Source organism: Dyella kyungheensis, assembly GCF_016905005.1.
GTDB lineage: Bacteria > Pseudomonadota > Gammaproteobacteria > Xanthomonadales > Rhodanobacteraceae > Dyella > Dyella kyungheensis.
This window is the reverse complement of the sequence record NZ_JADIKC010000003.1, coordinates 494,464-518,155: the sequence shown is the minus strand read 5'-3', so window position 1 is coordinate 518,155 and position 23,692 is coordinate 494,464. Positions and strand designations below refer to the sequence as shown.

Here is a 23,692-nt window from a genome sequence, read left to right as displayed (position 1 = left end):
AAACCTCTTCATAAATTCCCTACTCAAGGCTGTGGCTTAAGGAAGAAAATCTGCGCGTCAGGCCTGGCCTGAAGGCGCATAATTTCTTGCTGGGTGTATATGCGGAACGTAAACGGGTCCTGACGCAAACCACCAAATACGGGATTCTGCCTAAGCGAAGCATCAATTGAGCTTTGAGCGCTTGCAATTCCGTCAATTTCCGCGCCGCTACGGAAGCGAACCCTACTGCCAATTTGTCCAGCCAACTTGTCGCTGACGATGAACGCGTCAACGTCGAAGTCAGTCGGATCAAATGGCGCTCCGCCCTTGTGCTCACCCTTGAATCCGCGAGCAAGGCTCCCACGGAAGCCAACCAACGCATCTGCGTCCAGCTTCGATATTGTTCCGAGATGGGGCTCGACAACCTCACCAAGGCCACCCACGATGCTTTCACGCGTTATGGGGCTGTTTGGAACAGATGACATCGCCGGATCGATCACGCCGTCGACACCCTCGGTAACAATCGGCGTCGCCTGAGCGTCGATAGCAGTCCCTAACTCCTCCGCCGCAGCGCCTGAGGTACTAACGAGAACAATCCCTTGCGCGGCGTCCAGTAGTACCGGTGACGCGGCGGATTCCGAGCCCTCCAAGCCTACACTCACATCGATCACTTGAGAACCTGCAGGGGCATCAGAAACTCTAGCCGCTACGGCTGAGTCAACACCTGCTTCAGCTTCAGGAACGGTTTTTCCTGCACCCAGGTCGCCAAGGGCGCCAATTTGGGTCCGGGCCATTGCTGGGCCATCCCCGGACCCCACAAACTCGATTTCTCCAAGAAGGTCCCCAGCTCGTTCCGCAAGGTTGCCGGCGGTTCTGGCCGCCCAGGTCGCTCCAGCTACGCCCAGCTTCGCGGCACCAATCCCGCCATCAACCGTCAAAGCTGTGTTCTCGAACACATGCATAAGAATCGATCCGGCCCTTGCCTGGTCTGCAGCGTTGTCGCTCAGACTCAATTGTGCGGCGACATTCCATGCATCTATTCCAGTGTGTATGGCAGCCGACAAGTGATCAATGGGGTGACTGACGAGGCTACCCACCCCGTTGGCAATACTACTGAAATGACGCGTGTCATTTTGGAAGGCATTTGTCAGACCAAGGCCGCGCTGTCCAAAAACGCGGTCAGCTGCTGCTCCTGTTGTCACTACTGCGGCTTGAACTAGACCGTCTGCATTCTGATAAACCACATGTCCTAAGCCGTAGACGCCACCACCTATGCGATGGACAACATTAGGCGTATAGGCCTGAAGAGTGTCGAAGACCGTCGTATCAGGTTCGATTTGATGCAGTTGATCAAGAAGCGCTGGCCTGGCAAGCCCATCATCGACCGGGCTGGCTGGACTCGCTACATCACTTGCACTTTGTCCATTTGCCGGTGCCGGCCTTGTAGCCCCAAGCGGGGAAGCTTCAAGATATGCCTCTTCTCCGGGCACGACACGATCAAGAATGGGACGCGCACCCTGCGCCGACTCGCCGGCATTCGAACTTTCACCTTGCGAATCACCCGGCGCCGTAAGCCTTAGATAGTCCTGACCTCCGAATAAGGGCGACTCCTCAGCGCCTTCTGGCAACAATGTTCCAAAATATTTTGACGCAGGATTGGCATCGGTGAATCGAACGGTCGATCCGGTGGCTATCCCAATGGCGCCAACCGCGTTATTGATGTTGTCATAAACATCGTTGGGATCGCCGCCGCTATTTAGCAGTTGATTGGCGTTACTCAGTAAATCACGCGCTACACCAGCGGCGCCCACGCCGACAATAGGTCCATTGTTCAGTTGCTCGTTCAACTGATCAATAGTGGCCTGCTGGTAGAGCGGATCATTTCGCAAGAGCTTGTAGTCTTCCGCGTTCTGAACTCTTCCGTAGGCTTGATCAAGCGCCTGCTGCGCGTTACCCGAAGCGTCAATATCCGCAGTCAAACTTGCATCCAGCTTCTCTTGCAATGCTGCAGACATACCAGCGCTCTTCGCCTGCAGTGCAGCCAAACCAGCAGCGATGCGGGCGTTCTGCATATGCTCAAAATACGGCTGGGTCAGGTCACTCAAGCCACGTGCGGCCGAATTTCCAATCGCATTTCCGACTACGCCCTCGCCAATGCTCTTCCAACTTTCCACATTGCTTGAGCTAAGCACTGACTCCGTTTCGTGCCGAATAACTCCGCCGACAATGCCGTTCTCTATATCACCCTCGAAGCTCCCTGTACTGGGTCGCCCAGGCAGTGAAGGCTGACCATCTGACCCAAGAATCTGCGGAGTAGCGCCGGCTGCCAGCGATGAGGCCAGGAGGTTTTGCCAGGCGAAAGGCTGGTGGTTGCCCAAAGCGTCGCCAACCCCCACCTGACTTAGATAGCTCGTTGCACCAAAGGCATAATTGCCGACGGTGTTGAGCGCACGACCACCTTGCATCACTGTGTCGCTCGCCTCGCCAAATGCACTTGAACCAGCGAGTTCTGCACCAGCACCTGCCGTAACCAGTGATGTGACGCCGCTGGTTAGCGCTTCTCCCAGATCGAACCCGTGACTTACACCAAGCGCATCCCCAGTGACTTGCCCTGCCACGCTGCCAGCGAATCCGCCCGCAAACGCAGCGGCGGCTGCGCCAACACCAACGCCCAATCCGCCAGTGAGTGCAGCGGTGCCCGCCGCGAATACGCCTATGCTTGCATCCGCTGCGCCAAGCGCGATGGCGGCGGCACCCGCGGTGAAGATGCTGGCAACGACGACCGCGGCGATAATCACGATCTCTGCCAACGCATTGCAGTGCTGCGCCGGCGGAGGCGCAGGCGGTGCGATCACCGGCAGGTTCGGCGTGGTGCTTCCAACGATGCTGCTCGGGTCGTACGGCTTGAACGTTTTCGCCGTATTGCTGTTGGTGGTGACTTCCGGAACGATCAGGCGCTCGCCGAGTGACAACTGGCTGTCGCCGCTGAGCGCATTGGCGGATGCGATGACGTACCAGAGACTGCTGTCGCCGTATTCGGCCTGGGCAATGCTCTCCAGTGTGTCGCCGGCCTGCACCACGTAGCCGTTCGGGCCGCCGCTTCCGCTGCTGAAGGCCGTGACTTCGGTCAGTACGTCCAGCGTGCCGTTGTCGTCGAAGTGTGCGGCCTGCTGGCCGTTGACGTAGACATAGTGCTGGTTTTCCAAGCCTGGCGTGCTGCCCTGGTCGAGGGTGGACCCATCTGCCGTGCCGTCGCGACGCTCGATGATCTCGCCGTTGCCGTCGTAGGCGAATACATGCACCGTGTCCTGCACGGTGCCACCGGCGTACTGCGTGTGCTCGGCCAGTGCGACGAGATTGCCGCGCGTGTCGTAGACGCTCTCGTCCGTGGTGGGTCGAACGTTCGGCGTGTCGGAGATGTTGACGCCGCTGGTGGTGGACTGCAGGTAGCCGTCCCTGCGCAGGTACGTGATGGCGTACTGATCCACGCGACCGCTGGCATCGCGGTACTGGTAGGCAATCACGTCGCCGTCGGCATCGTAGCCTGCGGTGCCGTTCGGGCCTTGGTACACCACTTCGTTCTGCAGGCCCAGCGAGCCAAACGTGGTGGCGTCGACACCGGGGGCCGCGGTGGGCAGCGTGTTGCTTCCAGTGCCGTCCCAGTTGCTCGGGCGGCTGAAGTTCTGCTCCTCCGCGAGACGGCCGACGCTGTCGTAATAGTCCACGACGGCCGTATCCAGATAGCCGCCGACATTGGTTCCGCTACTGCCGCCCTCCACCGGATCATCGGGATCGACCTGGTGGGTCGGTTGTGCACCGAGCACGGTACCCAACGAATAGAACGTCTCGGTAATCAACACATGACCATCTGCGTCGTAAGTACGCGTTTCCTCGACGCCGTTCGATGCACCACCCGTGGTCAGGTCGATGGCGTAGTCCGCGCGCACCAGCTCATCGCGGCCATCGTAGTAATTGCGCTGCGACTGAGTGTGGCCCGAGGCGTTGACGGTGATGTTGTAGACGATATTGCCGTCAGCATCGTAGACGTTCTCGAACGAGTTGCTGTTGTTCGCGACAAGAATCTGACCGTTGGTCAGCGTACCTGCCGAGACCGCTACGCGATTGTCGCCGTCGTAGGTGTACCAGGCATCCTGCGTTGTACCGTTGGATGTTGCATGCACCTCCCGACGATTTCCTGCAGCGTCGTAAGTATAGGTTTCGTCGAGCACCGTTGCGCCGGTGAGGACATTGGTCTGCACTATGTTACTGATGCGGTTGTGACTGTCGTAGGTAGTGGTGGTAACGGTGTGTACCGCCTGGCCGTTGCCGTCGACCGTCACAATCTCCTGACGAGTCATGTTGCCGTTGGCGTCGTAGCTGTAGCTGTAGGTCGACCCATCGGAGAACGTCTGCGTCGCCAGTTGCCCGTCGGCGTAGTAGGTGTTGGTCGAGCTGTTGGGCGTCGAGATCGGGCCTGTGACGTAGCTTGGCGTCTGTTGTCCTTGCGAAGCGGCTGACCAGTTGTCGCTTTCGCCCGTCTGCGCGCCTGTATTGGCGTCGTAGCTGTAGCTGTAGACGGCGCCACTGAGATCAGTATGGCGCGTCATCTGGCCGTACGCGTTGTACTCCCAGGTTTCGGTATCGCCATCGGCTGTGGTCTTGCTGATCAGGTTGCCGTCCATGTCGTAGACGTAGCTGTCCTGCACCACACCCTGCGGCGACGACGGGATGTACTGATAGTTCCAAACCACCGCATCCACCACGGCCGCACCGATGCCGTTGGCATCCGCTGTTACGGCCACGGTAGCGAACGCCGCTCCAGGAGGGGCCGTACCCGTGACCGACGAGGCGTGGTATGCGCCGAAGTGATCCGTCGAGACCACATTGCCATCGCTGGAACCCAGCAGGTTTCCGCTGGCGTCGTACCAGAGGATCTGGATGCCCGCCGAGGCCGTCGCACCGAGCGGTGCCAGGTAGAGGCCGACCTGCGCGGACGCCGAAATGGTCTGCCCCGCCGTTACCGGCACGCGATTCTGGTTGGTGAGCGTGGCGGGGCCGACGCCGTTGTAACTGGCCACCCACTGGCCGTTGGACGTATTGCTCTGCGTGTGCACCGACCAGCCCGGGTCCTTGTCCCAGCCGGTGTCGCCATCCTCGAAGTCAGGGTTGCTCGGCTGCTGCGTGAAGCCTCCGCTCGGCAGCCAGACCACGATGGAACCATCCGCGCTGGTGCCGACGGCACCGGCCGGTGGCACATAGTTCCACGACACGCCCGAGCACAGCACCACGGCACCGGGGATGTTGTAGTTGGTGGCATTGATGCCGATCGCCGCCCACGCCGCGCCCGGCGGCGCCGTGGCCGTGAGGCTGGAAATGCCCGCGCCGTGGTGGGCGGAGATGATGTCGTCGTTGTACGGACTGCTGATGGCGTTGCCGTTGGCGTCGTACCAGATGATCATGACCGCGCCGCCGCCATGCTCGCCGTTCACTTCGAAACCAGCGCTGGCGGTGATGGTCTGACCTGGAATCACCGGCACCTGATCCATATTGATCATGGAGCCGCTGCCACCAGCATTGTTGGTGCCGCTGAATTCGGCCGTCCATGCGCCGTACTTGCCTGTGCCGTAATCGCCAGTGGCCCAGCCTGGAGCCGCGGTCCAGCCGCTGGAACCCTGGCTGAAATCGGCATTGGTGGGCTGTTGGGTCCAGCTTCCCACGTCGCCGAGGCCACCATGGGCGTTACTGACACTGGCGGCGCGTTGGGCGGCATCCTGGCTCCACAAGATACGGCTCTGCGAGTCGTAGCCGTAGTAGTTGGCATGCAACGCGGCATCCGTGGTGTCGCCACTCTGCAGGTAAGCCGCGCCGATGCCGTCATAGCTGATTAGCTGGTTGCCGTTCTGGTCGAGCACATAAGCCTGTCGCCACGTCGCGGTGCGCGACGTACCCGAGCTAGAGAGCACAAAATCACCTTCCTGCACGATGCGCCCCAACGCATCGAGGTTCTTGAAGGTGATGTTGCCGTTGCCGTTCTCGTCAGCCACTTCGCGGCCGAGCGCGTCATAGGCGACGTAGGACACTGCACCCGCACCATCCACCGTCTCGATGGTCTGGCCAAGCCCGTTGTAGTAGGTGCGCGTGGTGTTGCCGTTCTCGTCCGTACTGGCGACCAGATTGCCGTTCACGTCGTACGAGGACGTTTTTACCGGCGTCGTCACGATGCTGGTGCCGTCAAGCGCCACCACGGTCACGGCTGCTTCCGTCGTCGTGGTGATCTGGTTTCGCTCGTTGTAGGCGTAGCTGGTGGTGTAACCGAGGGCATCGGTCGAACTGAGAACGTTGCCCCAGCGATCATAGGACGCGTGCAATGTTCCGCTATTCATCCCCGACACACTGTCGGCACTCGGACCCTGCTTGGCGATGACACGACCATCCAGGTCGAGCGTGTTGATGGTCGATACCGTGCCACCGACGGAGGCCGCAAGCGGCACCGTATCGGTGACCAGTTGGCCGGCCAGGTTGTAGCCGTAGGTGTGCACCTCGCCGGTCTTGGGATCCGTCGCAGTGAGGCGATTGCCGTCGTTGTCGTAGCTGGTCGTTTGCGACGTCACCACTCCGTCACCAGAGCTCACGACCTCACCAAACGCGTCGTATTGTGTGTAGGTGGACTTGTCCGGCGTCACGACACCGGCGCGCCAGGTGACCGTGGACAGGAGCTGGTTGCTGGCGTCGTAGGTATTGACCACCGAGACCGTCGTGCTGGTGCCGTCGTCGCCATCGAGCGACGAATCCGTCTCCAGCAAGTTGCCGTTGGCGTCGTACGTCATGTAGACGGCCTGGCTCGAACTCCAGTCGAGCGTTTGGCCATCCGTCGGCGTGACGCTGGCGATGAGACGCCCATCGTTGTCGTACCGGTAGTACGTAGTGATGGGCGTGCCGCCGGCAGTCGAACTCTGTGTCTGCGTCAGCTTGTTGCCGAACGCATCGTACGTGTAGGTGACGACTTGTTGCGCCGTCGTGTACAGCGACGCACTGGTGAGATCCAAAGCAGGATTAGCCGCCAGCAACTGCTGCCAGTTGCTGACCAGCACCTGCTGGCCGGGACCGGTGACGCTGATGACGCGACCCAGGGCGTCGTACGCGGTGGTGACGGTCTGGCCATTCTGGGTAACCGTGGTCGGCCTACCTTCAGCGTCGTAACCGTAGGTCGTCGTCGTAAAGCCTTGCACTGTTGCACCGGTGCCGTCGACATAAGTGCACGACACGGACACGGACGCCTTGTTGCCGTCCTGGTTATAGGTGGTATTGGTAACCCGGTCGTTGCCTGTCGTCGCGGCATTGCCCTGTGGTGGGTTGGCCGGCTGCGACCCACCGGCGACCAGACCGCTGGTGCCGATCGCCGTGGCCCAGTCGGTTTCATTGGTCACCTCGCCAAAGGCGTCATACGTCCAGGTGGTGACGTAGCCCAGGGGGTCGATCGACATGGTCTTGTGGCCGGTGCTGTCGTAGTAATTGAGCGTGGTCGCCCAAACTGCGTCGTCCTGACCCGGCGTGCCCTGCACCAGCACCGACTGGCTGGTGACGTTGCCGTAGGCATCGTAGGTATACGTGGTGATCGGCGATCCGACTGCCGTCGTGCCGTCGCTCCTGGTATAGGTCACCGCCGGCTGTGTGACCGACAACTTGTTGCCTTGCGCGTCGTACGTGGTCGTGATGGTGCGATCGTCCGACGAGGTCACCAGCACGGCTTGCATCTGTTCCATCGAAAGTGCGTCGCCCGGCGTCCAGTCCGCCAGCGTGGAAGTATCAATGGCGTTCGCGTAGCGCGTGACGGACGTCTGATCGCCATAGGCATCGTACTGGTAGCCCGTGACGTAACCATCGGCATCCACGCTGTAAGCGAGGCGGCCATTCTTGTCGTACACGTTGTAGCTGTAGTTGCCGTTGGCGTCCTGGTTGACTACAGCCTGGTTGAAGGCGTCGTAGACCGTGCTGCTGGTATTGCCAGCCGGCGAGGTGACGGAAACGAGGTTTCCGTTGTCGTCGTATACGTAGGCCGTGCTCAATTGGCTGGACGAGTCGTCGTACTCGGTCTGCAAATTGCCGTTGAGATCGTAGGAATAGTACTTGACTATCGAACGTGTGACCGTGCCCTGGTATACGCCATTGACATAACTTGCGACGGCCACCGGCGGACTGTCCTCCTCAATGAGGTTTCCGTCATTGTCGTACTCATAGTTCCAGGTCTGACCGTCTCCGTTGGTGTAGGAGAGCACGCGTCCAGCCGCGTCGTAGACATACGTCGCGATCGGCGAACCGCCCGGGCTGTCATAAATCGCAAGAACATTTCCTAAAGCGTCAAAGCTTCTGTTAATGCTCCTATCTGCCGAGATGTCATTATTGACTTGCGCCACGGCCTGGTTGATGGATATAGCACTCCAGCTGGCAAGTTGTCCGATTGGGTTCGCGAACTGCAGCGTGTCGGGTTCGGTGCCGTAGGGCCCGTATTGGTACGTAGTAACGTTCCCGTCCGGATCCACTTCGTAGACCATGCGGCCAGCATTGTCGTAGGCGTAATGGCTTGCTTCGAAATGGGTGATACCCGCCACCGCATTGGCAATCGATTGCGCAGTCGCGTTGCTGCCAAGCAGGCTGGATGGGATGAGGTCCCCATAGCGGGTGCTGGCGATCACATTGCCATCGGCATCGTACGTCGTTTCAGTGGCCAGGCCGCCTGATACGCCACCCAGGGTTGCCGTATCGACCTGGAAACAAACGCGTCCCATCGCGTCGTAGTACGTGTAGCTGATGCGCGCGGTAGCATCGCTGTCACCGGCGGTCGACAGCGCCGCCTGAATACTTGATGCTCCCGCCGTGCCTGCCAGCAATCCCGAAGACAGCGGCGACGACACGCTGATCGGATTCGCGTAGATCAACGTTTCGGCGACCTGGCCGGCTCCGTTGTAGCGAAGCTCCGTCACCACACCTGACGGATCGATGCTGTACTCGAGTTGTCCTGAGGAGTTGTAGACCTTGTAGCTGAGTCGATCGTCGTCGCTCGGAGCCACCAGCGCCGCGATCTGATCGGGCGTCTGGATCAGTGGCTGGGGCGAGGACGGATCGGCCGCGTAGTACAGGTTCTGGATATCGGAAGGGTCGATCAGATCCTGATACTGGCACGTGCCAACCACTTGGCCGTCCGCGTTGTACCAGGTCTGGGTAACCGCGCCGGATGGCCATAGACCAGATCCCACGTAAGGGTCATTGCCATCTCCGCCTACGGGAGAGACTGCATAGATCTGCTCACCGGCTTCGTCGTAATAGTAGAACGTCGTGGCGACACCGACGGTCTTGGCGATAACGTTTCCGTCAGCGTCGTAGACGTAATTCGTCGAGCTCTTGCTCGTGGACGAATCGGTCTCCGTCAGACGACCCAGCGCATCGTAGGCATAGTCCGTCTCGCTAAAACCATCTCCATTGTTAGTACTCGACCCCGTTAGCTGGTTGTTGTCGTTGTACGTGTAGTTCGAGGCCTCACCCGTGCCGAAGCCGTTGACGGTCAATTCCATCACGTTGCCGTTGAAGTCGTGGACGTAGCTTGTCACGACATTGCTCGGATCGGTCACGATGAGCAACAGCTCTCGGCCGCTGTAGGTATACGTTGTCAACAGCGCAAGACCGCCGGGATCGACGGTCTGGGTCAACACCTTGCCGGCGGCATCATAGGTGTAGGCCACTACCACACCATCGGCGTCCGTCTGGGAGGTGATGTTACCGTCAGCATCGTATACCTGGCTGGTGGTGCTTCCATCAGCCTGAGTCGTCGTCAACAGGCGGCCATCCGAATCGTACTGATAGCTGGTGACGCCACCGGCAGGATCGACCAACTGGATGGCCTGTCCCTCGCGATTGAATGACGTCGTGGTGGCAAAGCCGCCCGGGCTGGTCACCGTCATGCTGCGCGCAGCGTCGTCATAGGCATAACCGGTGACCAGGCCCATGGCATCGGTCTGGTTGACTACGCGACCATAGGCGTCGTAGCTCGTCGACGTCTCCCGCGTCGCTCCCTGCACCACCTGGCTCTGGCCCGTGCCCTGCCCCAGGTTGTCGTAGCTGTACGTGGTGGTGGAACGGTCGCCATCGGTGTAGCTGGCGGTATCTCCAAACGCATCGTATGTCCAATCCTGCTCACGGAGGATCTGCAGCTCATTGGACCCGCCACAACCGCCGCAACCACTGTTGACCACCATGCGGGCGAAGAACTCGCCATCGCCGGACGAACTGCCGCTGCCCACGTTAGCGTTGACTTCGTCGATCTGGCTCGTCTTATGACCCATGGAGTCATAGGTATAGAGCGTCGTCAGCAACGAACTGCTGTCCGCATCCGATTCGACCATCTCCCCGAAGCCGTCGTACTGGTAGTCGAACTGGTTGCCATTGCCGTCTATCTTTTCGACGACATTGCCCATCAAGTCGTAGTCGTAGTTGTTCGAACCGTCCCAGTCGTAAGAGGAACCGATCCACGTCGGATGCTTGATGTCAGCCATGCTGGGGGGCGTCGTGAAGCCGGCCCTGATCTGGGTCGAATAGGCATAGGTCTGGACAACGTCCCCAAACGTGTCGTAATCATTTTCGGCGACATTGCCGAGCGCGTTCTGGTGCCCGGAAGCATCGGCCATGCCGACCACGGTGTAGACCAGGCGGTTATCTGCGTCGTAGACGTACCACGTCGTGTTGCCTAACGCGTCGGTGGACGACACACGATTACCGTTCAGATCGTAGGCAAACGTAGTGGCGTCACCTGTACCATCGGTCACGCTTACCATGTTGCCGAAGGCATCATAGGTCTGGCTCGTCGTCCGGGCATCGGCTGTGCCCGCTGCCATCGTCGTTTGCGCGACGCGTCCATTGGCGTCATAGGTGTATTGCGTCACCGTGCCACTGGCATTGGTTTCGCTGATGCGGTCGCCGAAGGCATCGTAGACGCATGACGTCTGGTGGCTGGGCTGGCCGGCCACCTGTGCCATCAAGTCGTCGTAGGTCGGAGCGCCGCTATGGCTCAGCGCAACCGCATAGCGCATCGAACCGACGTTGTCGCCATCGCTGTCGTAGCTATAGCTGGTGAAATAGCCATCGGCATCGAGTACGCCGATGGTATGGCCCATGGCGTCGTAATACGTATCGGTCGTCCGGTCCTCGCTACTCGTCGCCGGCAGCAGCTGCGCCAAGGAGCCGCTTGAACGGAGCAACGCGTCAGTAGCCGTGGCGTAAGCCGTACTTGCGATGACCTGGCCTGCGGCGTCGTAGGCGTACGTGGTCAGGTAGCCATTGGCGTCGAGCTGCCCGATCCGCTGGTTGTCGGCGTCGTAGAAATAGGAGGTGGTTCGGGTTGGCTCCGTGCCACTAAGGTCGGCATCCTGAGTCTCGATCAGGTTGGAGGCCGCGTCGTAAACGTAGGTAGTCTGCTGACCCTGGTAGGTAATCTGATCGTTGTAGACCCAATCCCCGTTCTGATCGTAACTCCAACCCGGCGGAATGACCTGGGTGTACATCGACACTGTCGACACACGACCCAGAGCGTCATAGGTCGTGTCGGTCTCGCGATCGCTGCCCTGAGCGTACCAAATGTCGACATCTTGAAACTGGACGGTCACTGCGCCAGAGGAGATCCAGTTGCTGGTGTCTACTGTGTTGGCGTACGCGATCTGCGAGACCACGCGACCGAATCCATCGCGCACGTACTGCACCAACGCCCCGGTGGGGTCCACCGTAGCAATCACGTTCCCATCCGCATCGTAGAACGTGTAGCTCGCGTTACCATTGGGATCGATGGTGGCAGCTTGCTCGCCCGCCGAGTTGTACAGGTACTGCGTCGTGCGAGTCGTGGCGGTCGAATTCGCTGCCGCTACAGCAGCAGCGATCGAATCGGTCGTGGCGCCGTCGCCGGCGTCGGCGAGCGCCAGCGGCGCGCCGTAGACGGTATCCGCCGATACACGGCCAGCCTCGTCATACTGAGTCTCTTCGATCACGTAAGCGAGCACGCCGCCCACCGTGCTGAGCGTCGCGGTGTAGGCCACGCGCCCATTGGCGTCGTAGTAACTATAGACAGCCCGGGCGCTGGCATCCGTGTCGCCGGCATCGATCAGCGCCTGCTGCAGATCGCCGAGACTGGCGGTGCCCGCCTCGATGGCCGGCCCCAGTGCAGTCAAGGCGACAGGCGACGCATAGGCGAGCGTTGCCGACACTTCACCGAGCGCGTTGTAACGAGTCTCCGTGACGTTGCCCATCGCATCGATGGCATAGCGCAGGCGACCATCGGTATCGTAGACCTTGTACGTCACCGCATCGGACGACGACGGTGCCACCAGGCCAGCGACGGCGGCGAGATTGGCGGCCGGCGTCTGACCGGCGATGGATGCAAGATCCGACGTATCCACCGCATTGGCATACGTACGCGTGGCGATCACATGGCCATCCGCGTCGTAGGTGTTCTGCTGCAGCGTGCCCTCATGCGCCCCCTGCGCCCCTGACGAGGAAATCGTGTAAACGGCCTCGTTGGCCTGGTTGTACACGGTGTAGCTGCTGTTGCCGTTGGCATCGGTCACTTCGACGACGTTGCCGTTGGCGTCGTAAGCGTAGTTCGTCGTTTCGGCAAGACCATCCGGATCGACGATGGTCTGCGTGAGGCGATCCAGCTTGTCGTAGACGTAGCGAGTCATGGTCGACACGCTGGTCCCCGATGCCTGGGTCACGGACAACGTGTTGCCATCACCGTCATAGGTATAGACGGTCGTCACCGGCGACTCGTCATCATTCGGATATTGCGTCTTGCTCAACACGTTGCCGTCAGCGTCGTAGCTGTACGTGGTGCTACCACCCATCGGGTCGTCCACCTCGATCTGGCGACCGGCTCCGTCGTAAGCATAGTAAGTCGTGGCATTGACGCCGGCCGGGTCCACCGTGCGCGAAAGAACACGCTTGTCGCTATCGTAGGTGTAGTCGACCTCCATTCCCGTGGCGTCCACGGTCATGATCAGGTTGTTATCGGCATCGTAGGTGTTGCTGCTGACGTTGCCGAGCGCATCCGTGGTACTGAGCAGGTTGCCATTGCCATCGTACTTATAGCTGACGGAATTTCCGTCGGCGTCAGTCACGCTGACGACGTCGCCAAAGGCATCCTTTGCGGTTGTCATCACCACGCCGTCGGACGTGGTGACCGTGACAGTGTGTGTGGCCAGGTCGTACTGGTACGTCGTCACACGGCCGAGTGCATCCGTTTCAGTCAGCACGCGGTCAAACGCGTCGTAACTCGTCTGCGTCGTCCGCGCAGCGCCCTGCACCATCTGGCTGGTGGAAACCTGCCGGCCGAGGTTGTCATAGGCGAAATTGACCACGTTGCCGTTGGCGTCGATACTGCTGGTCAGGCGACCGAAGACGTCGTACGTTGCTGAGGTGGCACCCGCCGCGCTGGTTCCCACAGCGTCTTGCTCGCCGGTGAGGTCGCCGAGCTTGTCGTAGGAATAGGTGGTGGTCCGCGAGTTGGCCGGACTCAGCGCTGCCCCTGCATCATCGAGCTGCTGGGTGGTCGACACCAGGTCGCCGAACGCGTCGTAAACGTTTGAGGTCTGGTAACCGTCGCCGTCGGTGCTGCTGACCACCTGTCCGTCGTTCGTATAGGTTGCACGCGTGATCTGATCGGGATCCGTACCCAAGTTACCGAGCTGTGCGACGGCGGATGCCACCGCCGACGTCGAGGCATCGGCTGCGTCGAAGGCACCGGGCTGGCTGCCGTTCTCGTCGATGGCAAGCAGGCTGGCGTGGACGACGGTTTCCGTCAGATCGCCAAAGGCATCATAGGCATACGACGTCACCTCACCGGAGAGCAGATCGGACGTCTCCTGGATCGTGTAGACCAGCCGTCCGTCGCCGTCGTAGTAGTACCACTTATTGACACCCAGACCGTCGGCGACATTGACGAGGTTTCCGACAGCGTCGTAGCTATAGGTGGTGACGTTGCCGTCGGCATCCGTGCTCGAGATGACATTGCCATTGGTGTCGTACTGATACGACACCGTGCGGGCATCGCCCTGATTGGCCGTTGGCGTGACGGTCTTGCTGGTCAGTCGACCGTCGCCATCGTATTGGTACTGCGTGATGCTGCCGTCAGGCGCAACGGTGCGCGACGGCTGGCCCTCGGCGTTGTACGTTGTGCTCGACTGCTCGCTTTGCACATTCGCACTGAATGTGGCCACCAGCGCACCGATCGACGCAGCATCGCTGATCGAGGCCAACTGAGCCGCAGTGAGTACCAGGTCATAGCGCGTGCTGGTGCTGCTGTTGCCAGCATCGTCGTAGGAGGTGACGGTGAGATAGCCATCGGCGTCGACCTGGGCAATCACCCGGCCCTGGCTGTCATAGACACTGGTGGTGGTCTGGTCTTGCGAGCTCGATGACAGGCTCTGCTGGAGCGTGGCCAACGTGGGATCGCTGGCCAGCGCAGAAAGCTGTGCCGCACTGAGCGGATTGGCGTACGAAGTCGTCGATACCAACTCGCCGACGCCGTCGTAAGCGTAGATCGTAGCGCCGCCATCGGCGTTGACCTTGCCCACAAGCTGGTTGTCTGCGTCGTAGATCGCCACTTCCGTGCGATCGCCTGCATCGGTGACCAGAGCGCCAAGCAGATCGCTAAGGCCCGGATCATTGCCCAGCGCACCACGCGCCGCGGCGGTGAGCGGCGTCGCGTAGCGAGTCGACGTCACCACGTTGCCGATTGCGTCGTAAGTGCTGGTGACGACATTGCCGCTGGCGTCGATCGATGCCACGGGATTGCCCATGGCGTCATAGATCGATTGGGTCACCCGGTCGTCCGCGCTGGCACTCGGCACCGGAGCCGAAGACGGATACGTGCCGGTCAACGCATCGCCAGTCATCCAGCTCGACGTATCGAGCGGATTGGCGAACTGCGTCGTGCGAATGAGATTTCCGTCCGCGTCGTAGTCGTATGCGGTGACGTAACCCATCGGGTCGATGGTTTCGACAAGCTGGTTGTCGGCATCGTAATAGCTGTAGCTGGCGTTGCCGTCCGCATCGATCAGCACAATCTGGCGCCCTGCGGCGTCGTAGATCGCGCGCGTCGTCGGGGCGACCAGCGTCTCCAGGTTGGCCAAGGTGGGGTTGTTGCCGAGCTGCCCTAGCTGCAGTGCCGTCAGCTTGATGTCGCTCGTACCATCTGTCTCGGACAGACCGCTGGCGCTGGGATGGATGAAGGTGACCGTACCGTCGCTTTGGACCGTTGCGGCCAGATTTCCATCCGCTCCATAGATCCAACGCTGGGTCTGATCGTTTGCGCTAGGTTGCAGCATCGACATCAACTGGGCCATGGTGGTAACGCCACCATGCCAGTCGGCAATCAGATTGGCGTACGTCGTGATCGACGTAGTGTTTCCGTTGGCGTCGTAGGTCCATACGGTCACCTGCCCGCCCGACGCGACGTAGGCCAGTGTGTTGCCGGAGGCGTCCGTGATCGTGGTTCCGACGGAGCCCGACTCAGCCGTATCCACGGCCTGCAGCACCGTCGCTAGCGTCGGCGAAGTACCCAGTGACTGTATCTGGGCCTGACTCAAGCGGACGTCATACGTCTGGGTGCTGGTCACGTTCCCGCTGGCGTCGTAATCCATCGTGGTCACAAAACTGCCGGAGTTGACGCCGGCGTAAACCGTGCCAATCACCCGACCATTCGAGTCATACAACGTGCGGCTCATGACATCGGAAGCAGACGGGGTGACCACCGCCTCCACTTCTGCGAGGGTGGGGGCCGACCCAAGCGCCGCTATTTGCGCCTCGGTCAGTTCGTTGGCATAGATGGTTGAGCCCGTAATGCGACCGCTGGCGTCGCGAGTCGTGATGGTGACCTGACCGGTCTGATCGATAGCAACGACAATGCCGTTCCCGTCCGCGTCGTAGATGGACACCGTTCGCGTATCCATAGCGGAAGCGTCCAGATATCCCTGCAATGTATCCATCGTGGGATCGGCAGCGACCGCCTCCGCCTCCGCGGCGGTCAGACCATTGGCATAGCTGATACTCGACGTCTGATAGCCGTCGGCGTCATACGTCCACGTGGTGATCGCACCATCCGGAGCGATCTGCGCCACCGTATTACCGTTGTCATCATTGATGGTGACTGCCACGCTGTCCGATGCCGACGGAACCACCAAGGCGTTTAGTTCCGCCAACGTCGGCGAATCGCCCAACGCCATGATCTGCGCAGGATTCAGCGCTATTCCGTAGGTGATTTTGGAAACCACTTGTCCGTTGGTATCGTAGCTCGTCGTGGTAACGACGCCGTTCTCGATGTCAGCCACGACGTTGCCGTTCTCGTCGTAGATCTGAACACTGGTCGTGTCAGCCGCGGTCGGCGTCAATGCAGCTTCCAGTTCGGCTAACGTAGGCGACGTTCCGAGCGCCGCTATTTGGTCCGCAGTGAGCGGCGTGGCGAACTGCTTGCTCGAGGTCTGGTTGCCGTTGTCGTCGTAGACGGTGACCGTCACCAACCCATTGGCATCCACATTACCAACTTGGTTGCCGTTGGCGTCGTAGACGGAAAGAGTAACCGCATCGGAGGCGGTGGGTGCAGCCTGTGCAAGCACATCTGCCAAGGTTGGATCGGTCCCCAGCCCCTGCACTTGATCTGGGCTCAGAATATTACTGTAGGTCCTCGTCGTCGTGCGATGTCCTGACGCATCGTAGGTGTAGGTGACGAGCTGGTAGCCCTCGTACCAGTTGCCATTGCTGTATTCGCCATTTACATAGTTAAGCGTCGCGACAGCATTTCCATTGCTGTCGTAAACCGTCAGGGTGTCCAGGTCGTCATTGCTCGGGGTAATCAGCGAGAGCAGCTCGTCCATGGTCGGGTTGGCCATCAGTGCCGCGACCCCGTCGGCACCAAGCGAATTTGAGTAGTCGAATTCGCTGATAACATTGCCAGCCGCATCGTACGTCGTCGCCGTTACGTAGCGGTAATCGTAGACCTCGATGATGGGTCGATTACTCGCGTCATAGACAGTAAAGCTGCTGACCGGATCGATGATCAACGCCGACAACTGCTCCAATGTCGCGCTGCCCGCCATGCCTGCCAACGCTGCATTGGTCAGGCCGACCGGATAGCCATACTCAGCGCCGATGTTTTCGCGTGAACTGGTCTGGTTTCCGGACGCGTCATAGGTATACGTTTCAAGCGAAACGCAGTTGCCATAGTTGCCGTTGTAGCCAGTGGTGGCTTGGGCAATGACGCGGCTTGACGAGTCATAAACCGTCAAGGTCACCTCAGCGGGCTCGAGGCCAACCAAGCTACCCTGGAGCACCGACATGGATGGCGATGCCGCCAGTGTATTCACCTCACTCTGCGACAGCCCGCCTGCGTATTGAACGACACTCGTATTGTTACCGGCGGCATCGTAGGTGAACATGACCACGATCGGCTGGTAGATCGAGACATAGGTGTACCCATTCCACTGGCTCAGGTACGACGTTGTCACCTGACCGACGATGTGTTCGTTCTCATCGTAGATGGTTACCGTGGAGACATCATCGTCGCTGGGCGTCAGCACGGCCTGGATGGCCGACATCGACGGAAACAGGCCAAACGAATCGATTTGCGCCGTGGTCAGCGGTACCGCGTACGTGCGAGTGGAGGTGACGTTGCCGGCGGCGTCATAAGTGGTCGTTTTGACGTGACCGCCATCATCCACTGTCGCCACAACATGATGATTGGCGTCGTAAACGGTAACGCCGTTCAGATAACCGTCATCGGGGTTGAGCATGCCCTGAAGGGTGCTGAGCGTCGACTGGGCCTCAAGCTGCTGGACCTGTGCGTACGAGAGCAAGGTGGCGTATTGCGTCACCTGGGTTGCATCGCCTGCGGCGTCGTACGCAGTCACCGTCGCCTGGCCCGCATACACCCAGCTTTCACTGACTGTATCGAACGTGTTTCCGTAAATGATGGAAGCGACGGCTTGGTCGCTTCCATCGTAGATGTTGACGGTGATGCTGTCGCTCGAACTGGGGGATACCAGTGAGTCCAACTCGGCCACCGTGGGATTGGATCGAAACGCCAGAAGCTGGGCATCGGACAGGCGATTGGCATACGACGTAGTCGCGATGACGTTACCACTGGCATCGCGTGCGTAGATTTCCACGCCACCGATGCGACTGACGGTGGCGACCTGCTGTCCTTGCGGGTTGTACAGTGTATAGAACAACGTATCACTGGCCGACGGCGTGACCATTGACTGCAGTAGCGCGAGCGATGGTGACGCCCAGAGTGAAGACAATTGAGCAGCGGTGAGATACGTGGAATAGTACGTATCACTCGTTACGTTGCCAGAGGCATCATAGATTGTGATGTGTACGTAACCGTAGCTGGTGACCGTTGCGACCTGGTTGCCCAGGCCATCGGTAATGGTAACGTTTCGAGCATCCGTCGACGAGGGCTGGACCAGGGCCTGCACCTGGGCAAGCGACGGATTCGTTCCAAGTGACGCGACCTGGCTTTCGGTGAGTGCCGTGCCACAGGTGACGACGGATACACCGTTACCGGTGCTGTCGTAGGTGTTGTACGTCACGTGACCATAGTTGTCGATCTTGGCAACAACACGCTCGCTGGCATCGTAGACATTGAGGCTTGTGCGGTCACTGGTGCTCGGCACCAGGAACGGTTGCAGCGTAGCCAGCGTCGGTGACGACACCAACGAGGCGGTCTGGCTAGCTGTCAGAGCATTGGCGTAGAACGTAGTACTTGTGACGTTGCCCGCTGCATCGTAGGTATAAAGCTGCACGGCACCACTGTTGGACACGGTGGCCAGGAGGCGCTCGCTTGCGTCATAGACATTGACTGTAACGGCGTCATACACACTCGTTCCGAGCATGGACTGCAATTGGCCCAGGGTCGGATCATCGCCCAGCTCTATTAGCCCGGACAGCGGCAGCGCAAAGGAGTACTGCCTTGTGCTGACTACGTTGCCGGCATCGTCGTACGTCGTCGTAGTGACCTGGGCTCCGGTGGCGGCGACTCCTCCGGGCAGATTGGAGTCGTAGGTTGTCAGCAGATTGATGACTGCGACAGGCCGGCCCTGCGCGTCGTAGATTGTCTTCTGATAGTTGGGCGCATTGGCGATGGCGAGCAGCGCCGTGAGGCTATCCTGCGTAGGGTCGTCCGCAAGAGCCTTTACCTGATACCACGTCAACTTGGTGGGCGGCACGTAGGTTGCCACAAGATTTCCCGCGGCGTCATACGTGCTAAGCGTCACGTCACCGTAGTACTGCTCTTCTTGCTGGCCGTAGTTCCACATCTCGTCCGGCTGCACATTGGCAACGATGTGCCCAGCAGCGTCATAGATGCTTATAGACGACCGATCCTGGGGACTGGGGCTCATGGCATGCACCAGCTGCGCCAGCGTGGGTGCCGTACCCAGCGAACCCCGTGTGTATACGTCTACGGCATTGAAGTAGATCGTTGAAGCGACGACATGGCCCGCGGCATCGTACGAACAGACGTAGGCCCCGCCATATTGATTGATCGATGCGACGACCCGGTTTTCCGCGTCGTAGGCCGTCAGGCTGATCTGGTCGTACGGATTGATGTTCTTTACGACCATGCCGTCGATCTCCGACAGCGTCGGCGACGAACCCAGGCTTCTCAATGCACCAACGTTGAGTCGTGTTGCATACATCGCCACCGACGTGGGATACCCCGCATCGTTGTACGCTGTGATGGTTGCGTACTCGCCCGAGCTTACGGATGCAACTACCCTTCCATTCGCATCGCGAATGGTCATCGTAATGACATCGTTGGCGCTCGGAGTGAGCTCGCTGGTCAGCAGCGCCAGCGACGGCGTCTGCATCAGTGTGAATTCCTGATCGGCCGTCAGCGGCGTGGCGTACTGCGTGACGACATTCGGATTTCCCGAGGCGTCGTAGCTGGTGATTGTCACCCGCCCATTCAGGATCGTCGCCACCGGCCGGCTCTGGCTATCGTAGATCGACAGGGCGATCTGCTCGCCTTCGTTGATCTCGATGTATCCCTGGATCTCTGCAATGGTGGGCGAGCTCCCCAGGGAAGCCATCTGGCTAGCCGTCAAAGGCACGGCCGAGGTGGTGGTGGTGAGGATTTGTCCGTTGGCGCCGTAATAATAGGAGGTGACGAAACCGTTGGCGCCAATGGTCGCCAGTGCGTTGCCGTTGTTGTCGTAGATCGTTCGCGACGTCTGATCATTGGACGAGGCGGTGATGTCCGCCTTGATCGCGGCAAGCGTGGGCGCGGTGCCCAGCGCGGTCATCTGGGTCGACGAGAGGTGGTTGGCGTAGACCGTGCTGGTGATCTGGTTGCCGGACGCGTCATACGTCATGACTGCGGCCGTTCCATCGGAGCCGACGGTTGCCACCACGTGGCCGGACGCATCGTATGCCGTCAACGTAGTCAGATCGCCCGACGACTGCACGATATCCGCCCGCAACCGGACTAGCGTCGGCGATGCGCCGAGCGCGAGCACGGCGCTTGCGTTCAGCGCGTTCGCATACGTGGTTACGGATGTGACATGGCCATCGTCGTCGTAGGTGCTCACCGTGACATGGCCGTTGTTGTCGACGGAGGCAACCAGGCTCTCCGAGGCATCGTAGACATGGAGGCTGACTTGCTCACCGGTGGCACTTGCCAGGAAGCCCTGCAAGGTCGCCATTGTCGGCGTCATGCCCAATGCAGCCATCTGTTCGGCGGAAAGTGGCGGCGTGTAGCTGATCGTGCGCGTGGTGAATCCGTTGGCGTCGTTGTCGAAGGTAGTGACATTGCCGATCGCATCCACTTCAGCGAGAAGATTTCCCGACGCGTCGTAAATGGAATAGCCATCCGTTTCGAACATCGACGTCAGCTGGTCGATGGTGGGCGTGCTACCCAATTGGCTGAGTTGCTCGGCGGTCAGCGTCGTGGGATACGACCGGCTGGCCACCATGTTGCCCACGGCGTCGTACACAAAGGTCTTCACCGCGCCAGTGGCATCGATGGTGGCTACGGTGCGGTTGTCGGCATCGTAGATCGCACGCGTGGTGCGATCATCCGTGCTCGGCGCCACGATGTTTTCCAACGCCGTCAGCGACGGCGGGAAACCCAGCGACGCGCGGTCGCCGGCGGAAATAGCGGTGGCGTAGCTCGTCGTGGAAAGCAGGTTGCCAGCGCCGTCGTACATCATCACGGTCACGTCGTTGTGGCCATCGATGCTGGCCACGGCGCGACCAGCTGCGTCATAGATCGTGGTGGTGGTGGCGTCCTGGCTGGTGGCCACCGGCATCGGCAGCACGGCTGGCATATTGGACGACAGCACACCGCCGACGATCCAGCTGCTGGTATTGATCATGGCGGCCGAGCGCGTGCTGGAAACGAGCTGCCCTTCGCCGTTGTACACATACGACGTAATGGCGCCATTGGCGTCCACCGTGCCGGCGATGCGACCCAGCGCGTCGTAGAAGGTGTAGGTGACGTTGCCCAACGCATCGATGGCCGCTACGGCCTGACCTGCCGCGTTGTACAGCGTGGTATTCGTGCGGCTGGCTGCGCCGGAGGCGGTTTGGGTGGTGCTTACCAGTTCACCGGCGCTGTTGCGCAGCTGGGTGGTTACCAATCCGTTGGCCTGCGTGATGGCCAGCGTGTTGCTGCTATCGGTATAGGTGTACGTGGTGACGTTGCCGTTCGGATCGGTGCTGCTGACCAGGCGGCCAAGGCCGTCGTAGGCATAGCTGGTGGTCTCGTTGACGCCGTTGCGCTGCGTCACCGTCTGCAGCAGGCGGCCCTGCGCATCGTAGGTCGTGGTGGTGATGCTGGTGGAGGCGTTGGATACGCCATTGCCGTTGGCATCCACCGTATTCCACTGGGTCTGCGTGGCGAGCTGCCCGCGTACATCGTAGGTGTAGTCGGTGCGTGTGGTCTGGCCCAGCGTGGCCTGCACGGCGCCGCTGGACGCCCAGTTCTGCAGATCGGCGAGGGTCGGCGGGTTCTGCACGCCAAAGCCGGATAGCGAATATTGCGCGCCCAGGTAGTGGCGGACGCTGGCCAGCACCGTGATGCCGCCGGTCGTGAGCTGGTAGGTGTACTGGGTCACATTGCCCAGCGCATCGATCTCATAGCTCAGGCGATCAGAGCCATCGTAAACGTAGTACGTGGTCTGTGCGCCTGAAGGAGGAACATAGCCGGCCTGCCCCTGCACGCCCTGCGCCGGCACGATGAATACCGTCTTGCTCAACACCTGATCGTCGTCGTTGTACGTGTACGCAACGACGTTGCCATCGGCATCCTGCACGGACAGGCGATTGCCGTTGGCGTCATAGGTGTAGCTCGTGACGCCGCCATCCGGATTGGTGACCTGGGTGACATTGCCGCTGGCGTCGTACGCGTACTGCGTGGCAAGGCCGGTACCGTTGACGTTCGGCGAAATGACCTGGGTGATCTGTCCCGCAGCGTTGTATTCGTACTGCCACGCCTGACCCAGGCTGTTGGTTACCGTGGTGATGTCGCTGCCGGGCGCGTAGTTGAAGGTGAGGGTTTGTGCATCGTCCCCGCTACCGGTGGTGACGGTGGCCACGCGATACACGCCATCGCCGCCTGCGGCGTAGGTGAAGCTGACCGTGGTGCCGTCGCTCTGCGTCATCGACGCAATACGGTCGCTGCTGCCGTCGTACGTATAAGTAGTGGTGTAGCTGCCGACGCTGGCATCGGTATCCGAGGTCAGCGTGGTGGTGACCGAGGAGAGGCGGTTCTGCGCGTCGTAGGTGTAGCCGATCTCCTGGCGCGTCACCGGCGTGCTCTGGCCCGGCGGGATCTCGCTGATGGAGAGGCTGCTCAGGCGGCCCTCGCCATCGTAGCCGAGCGTCAGCGTGTCGCCATCGGCCGCTGTGATCGTACTAAGGCGACCACCGTCGTAATTGAAACTGAAGCTGGCACCGGTGGTGGGGTCGGCCAGGGTGAGCAGTTGGCCGTCCGCGTCATAGGTTTCCTGCTGACGCGAGGCGCCATCCGTCCAGGTCCACTGCGATGAGGTGGCATTCCATGACAGCGTGTCTTCGGCGCCGCTCTGGCCGCTGCTGACGTAGACGCCGCGCGTGCTGTCGTAGACGTAGGTGACCGAGGAGCCGTCATCGTCCGTGCGGGTGATCGAACTGCCCGCGGTGTTCAGCGTGCCGACCAATCCGCTGATGTTCCGCGAGAAGCCAAGCAACCAACCCTGGTTACCACTGAGCTGGCCCAGGCTGTTGTAGGTACGCAACGTGTTCAGCGCCAGGCCGTCGAAGATCAGCCCTTCGTCGCTGTTCTGCAGGATCAGGTTGCCGGTGGCGATGTTGACATACTGCCCCACCTGCCCTTGCCCAATGGTCGCCTGCCCTCCCATCGACTGACCGAGCTGCGTCAGTGAGGTGTTGCCCAGGCCCAATCCGTTCCCTGCGACCACTGCGACCATCGTAAGTCCCCTACGTGATGTAAGTCCGCCTCGTCGCCCTTGGGGGCAACGGGTATCTAAAGACTTAATCCGGGGTTCACGGCAAAAGTTTAGGGGTCGCCCCTTTTAGGCAGGGAATCGGCGAAACAACTCGACCACGGGGAGAGGGGGACAGCAAGCCAGGCCCAGAAACGCCGGACATTCGCCAGGGGAGAAACAACCTAATTCAATTC

Annotated in this window: 1 protein-coding gene; it reads right to left on the bottom strand. The window is 60.4% G+C overall.

Annotated elements, in window-relative coordinates; all coding sequences use genetic code 11:
* Window positions 1-23: 23 nt before the first annotated feature.
* Window positions 24-23,480 carry a LysM peptidoglycan-binding domain-containing protein gene (locus ISP20_RS06995; protein WP_204635338.1) on the bottom strand — a complete coding sequence of 7,819 codons (23,457 nt, stop codon included), beginning with the start codon at window positions 23,478-23,480 and terminating at the stop codon, window positions 24-26.
* Window positions 23,481-23,692 lie beyond the last annotated feature (212 nt).